This is a genomic window from Corallococcus terminator, assembly GCF_049194865.1.
In the GTDB taxonomy this organism is placed as follows: Bacteria; Myxococcota; Myxococcia; order Myxococcales; family Myxococcaceae; genus Myxococcus; species Myxococcus terminator_A.
Genome location: NZ_JBLZWL010000042.1, coordinates 1 through 11,628 on the forward strand (window position 1 = coordinate 1; position 11,628 = coordinate 11,628).

Annotated in this window: 8 protein-coding genes; 5 read left to right on the forward strand and 3 right to left on the reverse strand. The window is 67.8% G+C overall.

Annotated features, from left to right (window positions below; all coding sequences use genetic code 11):
- The 4 genes from scpA to ACN469_RS14710 form a co-directional block, all read left to right on the forward strand.
- Positions 1–1,733, forward strand: a 1,733-nt coding sequence (gene scpA, locus ACN469_RS14695; protein ID WP_498768295.1) for a methylmalonyl-CoA mutase, incomplete at its 5' end; no start/stop codon positions are given.
- Positions 1,730–2,713: a methylmalonyl Co-A mutase-associated GTPase MeaB gene (gene meaB / locus ACN469_RS14700; RefSeq protein WP_498768297.1), complete on the forward strand. Its 984-nt coding sequence runs from the start codon at positions 1,730–1,732 to the stop codon at positions 2,711–2,713. The genes scpA and meaB, both read left to right, overlap by 4 nt.
- Before the next feature lie 75 nt (positions 2,714–2,788).
- Positions 2,789–6,256, forward strand: a complete 3,468-nt coding sequence (locus ACN469_RS14705; protein ID WP_498768299.1) for a methylmalonyl-CoA mutase family protein — start codon at positions 2,789–2,791, stop codon at positions 6,254–6,256.
- A gap of 100 nt (positions 6,257–6,356) precedes the next feature.
- Positions 6,357–6,665, forward strand: coding sequence for a hypothetical protein (locus tag ACN469_RS14710; protein ID WP_498768301.1), 309 nt, complete (start codon positions 6,357–6,359; stop codon positions 6,663–6,665).
- Between the two features lie 31 nt (positions 6,666–6,696).
- On the opposite strand, the gene ACN469_RS14715 is transcribed toward ACN469_RS14710, so the two are convergent.
- Complete coding sequence (locus ACN469_RS14715) at positions 6,697–7,299, reverse strand: TetR/AcrR family transcriptional regulator (protein WP_498768303.1); 603 nt, start codon at positions 7,297–7,299, stop codon at positions 6,697–6,699.
- Between the two features lie 61 nt (positions 7,300–7,360).
- On the opposite strand from ACN469_RS14715, the gene ACN469_RS14720 reads away from it, so the two are divergent.
- A complete protein-coding gene (locus tag ACN469_RS14720) occupies positions 7,361–7,783 on the forward strand; it encodes a PaaI family thioesterase (RefSeq protein ID WP_498768305.1) in 423 nt (140 codons plus the stop codon).
- A 111-nt stretch (positions 7,784–7,894) separates the two neighbouring features.
- Here ACN469_RS14720 and ACN469_RS14725 read toward each other — a convergent pair whose 3' ends face one another.
- Positions 7,895–9,394, reverse strand: coding sequence for a DEAD/DEAH box helicase (locus ACN469_RS14725; RefSeq protein ID WP_498768307.1), 1,500 nt, complete (start codon positions 9,392–9,394; stop codon positions 7,895–7,897).
- A 303-nt stretch (positions 9,395–9,697) separates the two neighbouring features.
- The coding region (gene fusA, locus ACN469_RS14730; RefSeq protein WP_498768309.1) for an elongation factor G at positions 9,698–11,628 on the reverse strand (1,931 nt) is incomplete at its 5' end.

Genomic DNA, 11,628 nt, shown 5'->3' on the forward strand with positions numbered 1-11,628 from the left:
TGCGCATCCTGTTCGACCGCATCCCGCTCGACCAGATGAGCGTGTCGATGACGATGAACGGCGCGGTGCTGCCCATCCTCGCGCTCTACGTAGTGGCTGCCGAGGAACAGGGCGTCAAGCCCGAGCAGCTCAGCGGGACCATCCAGAACGACATCCTCAAGGAGTTCATGGTCCGCAACACGTACATCTACCCGCCAGGGCCGTCGATGCGCATCATCGGCGACATCTTCCGCTTCACCGCCGAGAAGATGCCGCGCTTCAACAGCATCAGCATCAGCGGCTACCACATGCAGGAGGCGGGAGCGACGCAGGACCTGGAGCTGGGCTACACGCTCGCGGACGGCGTGGAGTACGTGCGCGCCGGCCTCGCGGCGGGCCTCGGAGTGGATGCCTTCGCGCCCCGGCTGTCGTTCTTCTGGGCCATCGGCATGAACTTCTTCATGGAGGTGGCGAAGATGCGCGCGGCCCGGATGATCTGGGCCAAACTCATCAAGGACTTCAGCCCCAAGAGCGACAAGAGCCTGGCGCTGCGCACCCACTCGCAGACCTCTGGCTGGAGCCTCACCGCGCAGGACGTGTTCAACAACGTGGTGCGCACGTGCGTGGAGGCCATGGCCGCCACCCAGGGCCACACACAGAGCCTGCACACCAACTCGCTCGACGAAGCGATTGCGCTGCCCACCGACTTCAGCGCGCGCATCGCTCGCAACACCCAGCTCTATCTCCAGTTGGAGAGCGGGACGACGCGCGTCATCGACCCGTGGGGCGGCAGCTACTACGTGGAGCGCCTCACCCACGAGCTGGCGCAGAAGGCCTGGGGCCACATCCAGGAGGTCGAGGCGCTGGGTGGCATGACCAAGGCGATTGAAGCGGGCCTGCCCAAGCTGCGCATCGAGGAGGCGGCGGCTCGTACGCAGGCGCGCATCGACTCCGGTCGTCAGGCCATCATCGGCGTGAACAAGTATCCGCCCGAGCGTCCGGACAACATCGAGATCCTCAAGGTGGACAACTCCGCGGTGCGCGAGGCGCAGATTGCCCGGCTCAAGGAGCTGCGCGCGGAGCGCAACGCGGAGGAAGTGCGGCGGCGGCTGGACGCGCTGACGGAGGCGGGCCGGCGCAACGAGGGGAATCTCCTGGCGTTGGCCATCGACGCGGCGCGGGCGAAGGCCACGGTGGGAGAAATCAGCGACTCGCTCGAGAAGGTCTTCGGGCGCTACGAGGCCACGGTGCGAAGCGTGTCCGGCGTGTATTCGAGTGAGGCAGGCAAGGACTCCCAGGGCATCATCCAGGCGCGCGCCGCCTCGGACACGTTCCTCGCGCGGTTCGGCCGTCGGCCCCGCATCCTCATCGCGAAGATGGGGCAGGACGGACATGACCGGGGACAGAAGGTCATCGCCACGGCCTTCGCCGACCTGGGCTTCGACGTGGACATCGGCCCGCTGTTCCAGACGCCCGAGGAGTCCGCGCGCCAGGCCGTGGAGAACGACGTGCACGTGGTGGGCGCCAGCTCCCTGGCCGCGGGCCACCTGACGTTGGTGCCGCAGCTCAAGCGCGCCCTGGCCGACCTGGGCCGCGAGGACATCATGGTCGTCGTCGGTGGCGTCATCCCGGCGCAGGACTACGACGAGCTGCGCGCCGCGGGCGCCGCCGCCATCTTCGGCCCTGGCACCGTCATCTCGAAGGCCGCGGTGGAGCTGCTGGAGAAGCTCTCGGCGGCGCAGGAGGAGGCGTGAAGCTGCTGACGGCGGAGGCCTATGTGGAAGGCGTCCGCTCGGGTGACCGGGCCGTGCTGGCTCGCGCCATCACCCTGGTGGAGAGCGGGCACCCGCGCCACCAGTCGCTCGCCCAGGAAGTGCTCACGCGCTTGCTCCCTCACACGGGCGGCAGCCGACGCGTGGGCATCAGCGGCGTGCCCGGCGTGGGCAAGAGCACGTTCATCGACGCGCTGGGCATGCACCTGGTGGGCGAGGCAAAGCGCGTCGCGGTGCTCGCCATCGACCCGTCGAGCACCATCTCCGGTGGCAGCATCCTCGGTGACAAGACACGCATGGCCCGGCTGTCCCGAGAGACGGCCGCCTTCATCCGCCCCAGTCCCTCCAGCGGCACGCTGGGCGGCGTGGCCCGCAAGACGCGAGAGACGCTGCTCTTGTGTGAGGCCGCGGGCTTCGACGTGGTGCTGGTGGAGACCGTCGGCGTGGGCCAGTCGGAGACGGTGGTCGCCGACATGGTGGACTTCTACCTGGTGCTGATGCTCGCGGGTGCGGGCGACGAGCTCCAGGGCATCAAGCGCGGCATCTTGGAGGTGGCGGACATGCTCGCCATCAACAAGGCGGACGGGGACAACCAGCCCCGAGCCGAGCGCGCCCGCGCCGAGTACCGCGCCGCGCTGCACCTGATGCGTCCGGGCAACGAGCCCGTGGTGACGACGTGCAGCGCGATGGAGGGCAAGGGCATCGATACGCTCTGGGCCTCGCTGGAGGCACAGGTGGCGAAGCGCGTGGCCTCGGGAGCGATGGAGCAGCGTCGGCACTCGCAGCAGGTGGGCTGGATGTGGTCCATGGTGCAGGACGGCCTCCGGGCGGCCTTGCATGCGAACCCCACGGTGGCCGCCCTGGTGCCTCAGCTGGAGAACGACGTGCGCGAGGGCCGCGCCACGGCGACGTCCGCCGCACTGCGCGTGCTGGGAGCATTCCTGCCAGAATCGAGGGCTTGACAGTCCGCGTCGAGCCTCTGCGAGCCCCGCTTCAATCGCTTGCCCGACACCCACCGCGCTCCTACTGTACGCGGCGTGCGAAACGTTCAGTTGACCCCGGTTCCCGGGCCCTACAAGCCGCGATTCCATGTGCGAATCGTGACGGCCGCCTCCCTGTTCGACGGGCATGACGCGGCCATCAACGTCATGCGCCGGCTGATGCAGTCCTCGGGCGCCGAAATCATCCACCTGGGACACAACCGCTCGGTCTCCGAGATTGTCGACTGCGCCATCCAGGAGGACGTCCAGGGCATCGCCATCACCTCCTACCAGGGAGGCCACGTCGAGTTCTTCAAGTACATGATCGACCTGCTGAAGCAGCGCGGGGCGAACATCAAGGTCTTCGGCGGTGGTGGCGGCACCATCCTCCCCTCGGAAATCGAGGAGCTTCATGCCTACGGCGTGACGCGCATCTACTCCCCGGACGACGGCCGCTCCATGGGCCTGCAGGGGATGATCGACCACCTCATCTCGGAGTGTGACTTCGAGAAGCGCCCCGCGGACTACGGACCGGCCGTCGCCGCCATGCCGGTGCGTGACTCGATGAAGATCGCCTCGCTCATCACCATCGCGGAGAACTTCGCGAGCGCGGGCGATGCGCTGCGCGACGCGATGACGAAGGTGAGCGCGAAGCAGCCGCGAGTGCCCGTGCTGGGCATCACCGGCACCGGTGGCGCGGGCAAGTCCAGCCTCGTGGACGAGCTGGTGCGTCGCTTCCTCACGGACTTCCCGGACAAGACGCTGGCGGTGCTCTCCGTGGACCCGTCGAAGCGCAAGTCGGGCGGCGCGCTCCTCGGCGACCGCATCCGGATGAACGCCATCGACAACCCGCGCGTGTACATGCGCTCCATGGCGACGCGGCAGAGCAACCTCGCGCTGTCCAAGCACGTGGGGGACTCCATCGAGGTGTGCAAGGCCGCGGGCTTCGACCTCATCGTGGTGGAGACCTCCGGCATCGGTCAGTCCGACACGGAGATCATCGAGCACTCGGACGTGTCGCTGTACGTGATGACGGCCGAGTACGGCGCGGCGACGCAGCTCGAGAAGATCGACATGCTCGACTTCGCGGACGTCATCGCCATCAACAAGTTCGACAAGCGCGGCTCGCTGGACGCGCTGCGGGACGTGCGCAAGCAGTGGAAGCGCAACCACAACGCGTTCACCACGGCGGATGACTCGGTGCCCGTGTACGGCACCATCGCCTCGCAGTTCAATGACCCGGGGATGAACCAGCTCTACCGGGCCATCGTCGACACGGTGGTCCGCAAGACGAGCGCTCCGCTCCAGTCGCACCAGGAGGCGACACCGGGCATGAGCGAGAAGAAGTGGATCATCCCGCCCGAGCGCACCCGCTACCTCGCGGAGATCGTCGAGACGTGCGAGGCGTACGACAAGTTCGCGCGCTCGCAGGCGGCGGTGGCGCGGCGGATGTATCAGCTCCACGGCACCATCGAGGCGCTGCGCCAGAACGTCGGCAAGAAGCGCCTGGAGATCGTCGAGCCGAAGGACACCTCCGACGTGGTGCACGTCACCGAGCGCGTCGAGGGCGAGCCCGCGTACCTGAGCGAGCTGGTGGAGCTGTACAAGGACCTGGAGTCCCGGTTGGATCCGGACTGCCGTCGGCTCTTGAGCGAGTGGCCCGCGACGAAGCGGCGCTACGCGGCGTCCAAGTACCAGTACCAGGTGCGCGACAAGGTCATCGAGCTGGACCTGTTCACCGAGTCGCTGTCGCACCTGCGCATCCCGAAGATCGCCCTGCCCCGCTACGAGGACTGGGGCGACATCCTCATCTGGCTGTTGCGGGAGAACGCGCCGGGCGCGTACCCGTTCACCTCCGGCGTCTTCCCGCTCAAGCGCGAGGGAGAGGACCCGGCGCGCATGTTCGCGGGTGAAGGCGGCCCGGAGCGCACCAACAAGCGCTTCCACTATGTGTCTCGTGGGCTCCCCGCGAAGCGACTGTCCACGGCGTTCGACTCCGTGACGCTGTACGGCGAGGACCCGGACCACCGGCCGGACATCTACGGCAAGGTGGGCAACTCCGGCGTGTCCATCGCCAACGTGGACGACGCGAAGAAGCTCTACTCGGGCTTTGATCTGGCGGACCCGGCGACGTCGGTGTCGATGACCATCAACGGCCCCGCGCCGATGCTGCTCGGGTTCTTCCTGAACGCGGCGGTGGACCAGCAGTGCGAGAAGTGGATTCGCGCGAACAACAAGGTCAACGAGGTCGAGCAGAAGATCGACGCGCTCTACCAGGAGCGTGGCGTGCCTCGGCCCCGGTACCAGGGCGACCTGCCGCAGGGGAATGACGGCCTGGGCCTGCTGCTGCTCGGCGTGTCGGGCGACGAGGTGCTGCCCCGCGACGTCTACGAGAAGATCCGCGCGTCGACGCTCCAGCAGGTGCGTGGCACGGTGCAGGCGGACATCCTGAAGGAGGACCAGGCGCAGAACACCTGCATCTTCTCCACGGAGTTCGCGCTGCGGGTGATGGGCGACATCCAGCAGTACTTCACCGACAAGAAGGTGAGGAACTTCTACTCGGTGTCCATCTCCGGCTACCACATCGCGGAGGCAGGGGCGAACCCCATCTCCCAGCTCGCCTTCACGCTGGCCAACGGCTTCACCTTCGTCGAGTACTACCTGTCGCGCGGGATGCACATCGACGACTTCGCGCCCAACCTCTCGTTCTTCTTCTCGAACGGAATGGACCCGGAGTACGCGGTGCTGGGCCGCGTGGCGCGTCGCATCTGGGCGAAGGCCATCCGCGACAAGTACGGCGGCAATGACCGCTCGCAGAAGCTGAAGTACCACATCCAGACGTCGGGCCGTTCCCTGCACGCGCAGGAGATCGCCTTCAACGACATCCGGACCACGCTCCAGGCGTTGCTGGCGCTCAACGACAACTGCAACTCGTTGCACACCAACGCGTACGACGAGGCCATCACCACGCCGACGGAGGAGAGCGTGCGGCGCGCGCTCGCCATCCAGCTCATCATCAACAAGGAGTTCGGGCTCTCCAAGAACGAGAACCCCAACCAGGGCGCGTTCATCATCGATGAGCTGACGGACCTGGTGGAGGCGGCGGTGCTCACGGAGTTCCGCGCCATCTCCGAGCGCGGCGGCGTGCTCGGCGCGATGGAGCGCATGTATCAGCGGTCCAAGATTCAAGAGGAGTCGCTGTACTACGAGATGCAGAAGCACGACGGGACGCTGCCCATCATCGGGGTGAACACGTTCCTGGATCCGAAGGGCTCTCCGACGGTGACGCCGCCAGAGGTGATTCGCGCGACGAAGGAGGAGAAGGACTACTCCATCACCGCGCGAGACGCCTTCTGGAAGCGCAACGCGGCGACGGCTCCGGAGGCGCTGGAGGCGGTGAAGAGCGCGGCGCTCGACCACGGCAACATCTTCGCCGCGCTGATGGACGCCTGTAAGGTCTGCACGCTCGGCCAGCTCTCCCGCGCGCTGTACGAAGTGGGTGGGCAGTACCGGCGGAACATGTAGTGACTCAGGGGCCCCGCGCGAATCGGGGCCCCTGCGTCAGCCCCGCTGGTCTTCATCGTCTCCCAGGCAAACAAACCAGGGAGACAACGAGATGGGATGGATGACCGATGCGCTTCATGCGCTGACGCAAGGTGAGAGCATCACCGTGCGACCTCGGGGTGGTTCGATGCGTGGCGTCATCGAGGATGGACAGCCCGTGACGCTGGCCCCCGTGAAGCCCGAAGACGTCCAGAGTGGAGATGTCGTCTTCGTTCGATGGAAGGGCGGCGCCCTGCTCCACCTCGTGAAGGAAGCCACGCCGGACCGGGTCCTCATCGGCAACGCGCTGGGCCGAATCAACGGCTGGGCTCGACGTGGCGACGTGGTGGGGCGAGTCACACGGGTGCATCCGCTCCCAGCCCACCGCTGAATCCACTCAGTAGAAACAAGAAGCCCTCCGCTCACTTCTTGGAGCGTGTGGGCCGTTTTTCGACGGACTGCCAGGCGGCACGTGCAAGTACCGGGATGGCCGCGTGCAAGTCCGTCTTCGTCCGTCCCGCGAGCCAATCACGCACCAACTCCTGTGCGGGCCCGCGAAGGATGGCGAGGAAGAGCTCGAAGGACATCTCCTCGAACGCGCCGTCCCGGACGTGCCCCTGCCACCAGTCCTTCATCTGCCGGAAGAAGCCCTTGTTCTGCTCGCGGATGCTCGCCTCGGCCGCCACAACTGCCGCGACGCCTCGCGCGCCTATGAGGAAGCGCGTCGCATCTGGTCGCGCCAGCGTCCACTCCAGGTGGTGACGAACGAGCGCCTCGACGCCCTCCCGAGCGCCCGGCTGTGACTTGAGCACATCCACCACCCCAGCCTGGTACTCGCCCAGGACATCCAGGTAGAGCGCCGCCGCGATGGCGTCCTTGCTCTCGAACAGGTGGTAGATGCTCCCCGTGCTGGCCCCCGAGCGCTCGCGGATGGCCGCCAGCGTCGTCCCCTCGACGCCCCGCTCCAGAAAACACTCCAGCGCCGCCTTGAGGACCTCTTCTCTCCGGTGAGCCGGGTTGCGCATCGCTTTACCCTACATTAGAACAACGTTCTAGAACGACATTCCAGACAGTCGGGAGGCCGCCGTGGAGTCACTCATGGAGCTGGGTCAGCAGGTGCTCAAGCAGCAGGCGTTCAGCACGCTGATGGGAACCCGGTTGGTGCATCTGACGAAGAGCGAGGCCGTTCTGGAGCTGCCGCTGCGCGCGGAGTTGGGCCAGCAGCACGGCTTCGTGCACGGAGGCGTGCTCAGCTACATGGCTGACAACGCGCTCACCTTCGCGGGCGGAGCGGCGATGACGGCGCCCGTCGTCACGTCGGAGTTCAAGATCAACTACGTGCGACCGGCCCAGGGCTCCATGCTCATCGCCAGGGCTCGCGCGCTGCACTCCGGACGACGGCAGTCGGTCTGCCACTGCGACATCTTCGTCGTCACGGAGAAGGGCGAGACGTTGGTCGCCGTGGCGCAGGGCACCATCGCCGCCATGGCGCCTCGCGAGGAGTCATGACGGCGGGCTTGGCGTAACCGGCCCACCCATCACTCACTGCTCAACAACACCCTCGGGGCCCCGTGAGCACGTCGAGCGCGCATCACGGGCCCTCAGAGGGACTGCTTCAGCTCACAGCCACTTCGGCGACTGACGACGCGGAGGCGGCTCAGCGACCTTCGCGGGAGCCGGCGCCGGACCCGAAGTCCGCGACGGAGCACTGCCTCCGCGCGGCGACTGTCCACCACCACGGCCCGAACCGGAAGAGCTGCCCCCGCCACGAGCCGAACGGCCCGCCTCGGGACGACCCTGGCCGCCACCCGCCGCACGGCCTCCGCCGCCACCACCACCGCCACGCCGACGGCGTGACGAGCTACCGGGCTGGTTGCCTCGGCCGCCACCACCGCCCTGCCCGCCCCGCGACTGCCCACCGCCGTTCGAGCTCCGTGCGACAGGCTCGTCCACCATGTCCGACGCCCCAGGACGCGGCGCCGCGAGGCCCGAGCGGTACGGATGCTCCGCCACCACCGGCACGCTGCGGCGGATGGTCCGCTCGATGTCGCGCAGGTACGCGCGCTCCTCGCCGTCGCAGAAGGACACCGCGGTGCCCGTCGCACCCGCGCGGCCCGTACGGCCGATGCGGTGCACGTACTGCTCCGGCACGTTGGGCAGGTCGTAGTTGACGACGAAGCTCAGCCCGTCGATGTCGATGCCGCGCGCCGCGATGTCCGTGGCCACCAGCACCCGGAGCGAGCCGTTGCGGAAGTCGTCCAGCGCACGCTCACGCGCGTTCTGGCTCTTGTTGCCGTGAATCGCGGCGGCCGTCACCCCGGAGCCCTCGAGCTGCTTGGCCACCCGGTTGGCGCCGTGCTTGGTGCGCGTGAAGACCAGCGCCCGCTCAATCTTGCCGTCCTTCAGCAAGTGCGTGAGCAAGCCGCGCTTCTGCTCGCGCTCCACGAAGTACACCTGCTGAGCAACGGTCTCCGCCGTGCTGGAGACCGGCGTCACTTCCACGCGGATGGGGTCCGTGAGGATGTTGCGCGACAGGTCGACAATCTCCGGCGGCATCGTCGCGCTGAAGAAGAGCGTCTGCCGCTTCAAGGGCAGCGCCTTGATGACCTTGCGCACGTCATGGATGAAACCCATGTCCAGCATGCGGTCCGCCTCGTCGAGCACGAAGACCTCAAGCGAGCGCAGCGACACGTAGCCCTGGTCCATCAAGTCGAGCAGGCGACCAGGCGTCGCCACCAGCACATCCACGCCGCTCTTGAGCGCCTGCACCTGCGCGCCCTGGCCCACGCCGCCGAAAATCACCGCGTGGCGCAGCGGCAGGTTCTTGCCGTACGTCGCGAAGCTCTCACTCACCTGTCCCGCGAGCTCTCGCGTGGGAGTGAGCACCAGGCAACGCACGGGACGCGCGCCCCCGGACGGCGCCTTGGCGGACAGACGCTGGAGAATCGGCAGCGCGAAGGCCGCCGTCTTCCCCGTGCCCGTCTGGGCCACGCCGAGCACATCCTTCCCAGCCAGGGCGTGTGGAATCGCCTTCATCTGGATGGGCGTAGGAGTGGTGTACCCCTCCGCCTTGACCGCGCGCAGGAGGGTGTCGTGGAGCTGCAATTCGTCGAAAGTCATGGATTCCTAAGTCGAAGTGAGTCTGCTTCCTCGCCAGGCAAGGAAGCCCGCGCAGCGTGCCCAATCGAGTTCAATATCGAGGGCACCTGGCGGTGCGCGGTCCGGCCCGGCCGGCCGACCCGCTTGAGAATGTCGAAGAACAGGGGGGTCCTCCCGCCCATTCCAAGCATTCGGCCGCGGACCCTGCCCTCTCCCGGGGCGGATGTCCCGTGAAATCGAGCCCTTGACAGCCGCTTTGTGGAGTGCCGGGCGAACAACGAGGGCCCCGAGCTGTCCAAGCCCCGGGGCCCTTTTCACCATGCGTCACGCCCGCGCTTCGGACAGTGACGCCTGGAGCACATCTGGAAGTGGCTCATACGTCCCCAGTCGCATGCTCGCCTGGGCTCGGCCCTGCGTCCTGCCCCGCAGGCCCGTCACGTAGCCGAAGAGGCTGGCCATGGGCACCCGCGCCGACACCACCCGGGCATTGCCCCGCGTCTCCATCCCCAACACCCGACCCCGTCGCGAGGCCAGGTCTCCCAACACCTCGCCCACGTACTCCTCGGGCGTGGTGACCTCCACGTCCATCACCGGCTCCAGCACCTGCACGCCCACCCGCCGCACCGCCTCCTGGAGCGCCAGGGAGCCGGCCATGGCGAACGCCTGAGGGGTGGAGTCGCGCACGTGCGTGTCTCCATCCACCAGTCGAACCTCCACGTCGACGAGCGCCACGCCGTCCCGCACGCCGCGCTCCATGGCTCCCGCGACACCCTTCTGGATGGCGGGCACCAGCTCCCTCGGAATGGTGCCGCCCTTGGTGTCGTCCACGAAGACGAGCCCCGCGCCACGCGCCGCCGGAGCGACGTCCAGCACCACGCGCGCATACTGTCCGGGCCCGCCCGTCTGACGGACGTGCCGGTACTCCTGACGCACGGCGCGCTTGAGCGTGTCGCGGTAGGCCACCTTGGGCTGTCCCACGCGCGCCTCCACGCCGTACTCCGTCCTCAGGCGGTCCACGACCACCTCCAGGTGAAGCTCACCCATTCCGGACAGCAGCACCTGGCCGCTCTCCGGGTCCACGCCCACGCGCAGCGACGGGTCCTCCGCCGCCAGGCGATGCAGGCCCTCTTCCAGCTTCGGCAGCTCCGCGGGCGACTTCGCCTCCACGGCGAGGTGCACCACGGGCTCCGGGAAGCCGAGCGACTCCAGCACCACCGGTGCCTCGGGGTCGCTCAGCGTGTCTCCCGTGCGCACGTTCTTCAGGCCGAGCGCCGCCGCGATATCTCCCGCATGGACTTCCGAAACCTCCTCCCGGCGATTGGCATGCATGAACATCAGCCGACCCACGCGCTCCCGCTTGCCGGTGGCGGGATTGAGCAGGACGGTGCCTGCGCGCAGCGTGCCTGAATAGACACGCAGGAAGACGATGTTGCCCACGTTCTTGTCACTCATCATCTTGAACACCAGCGCGGCCGGAGGGCTGTCGTCGGTCGGCTCGCGCGAGGCACGTTGCTCCGTGCCCGGCACGAGTCCCTCCACCGCCGGAAGGTCCGAGGGCGCGGGCAGGTAGTCGACGACGGCGTCCAGCAGCATCTGCACTCCCTTCTTCTTGAACGCCGAGCCGGCGAGCACCGGCACCAGCGTGCGCGACAGCGTCCCCGCGCGCAGCGCCCGCACCAGGTCCTCTTCCGTGATGTCGTCCAGACGCCCGTCCACGAACTTCTCCATCACTCCGTCGTCCACGTCCGCCGCCGCTTCGATGAGCCGAAGGCGCAGCAACTCCACCTGCCGCCGTGCCTCCTCCGGCACGGACAGCTCCTCGTGGTACTCGCCGCCCTCGCCGTCGAAGCGAAGCGTCTTCATGCGGACCAGGTCCACGAGGCCCTGGAACCCGGACTCCTCGCCGAGCGGCCACTGCACCGCCACGGCGCGAGCGCCCAGGCGCTCACGGATGGACTCCAGGCTCATGACGAAGTCCGCGCCCACCTTGTCCATCTTGTTGATGAAGGCGATGCGCGGGACGCCGTAGCGGTCCGCCTGACGCCACACCGCCTCCGACTGGGGCTCCACGCCCTGGCTCGCGTCGAACACGGCCACCGCGCCGTCCAGCACGCGCAGGGAGCGCTCCACTTCGATGGTGAAGTCCACGTGTCCCGGCGTGTCCAGGATGTTGATGCGATGGGGCGTGCCCGCGGAGGGCCCGTGACGAGGAGACCAGAACGCGGTGGTGGCCGCGGAGGTGATGGTGATGCCGC

Excerpts from the sequence above, each read along its gene's own strand:
- ACN469_RS14725 (WP_498768307.1), bottom strand. The coding sequence starts at position 9,394 with ATGACTTTCGACGAATTGCAGCTCCACGACACCCTCCTGCGCGCGGTC.
- ACN469_RS14715 (WP_498768303.1), bottom strand. The coding sequence starts at position 7,299 with ATGCGCAACCCGGCTCACCGGAGAGAAGAGGTCCTCAAGGCGGCGCTG.
- ACN469_RS14710 (WP_498768301.1), top strand. The coding sequence starts at position 6,357 with ATGACCGATGCGCTTCATGCGCTGACGCAAGGTGAGAGCATCACCGTG.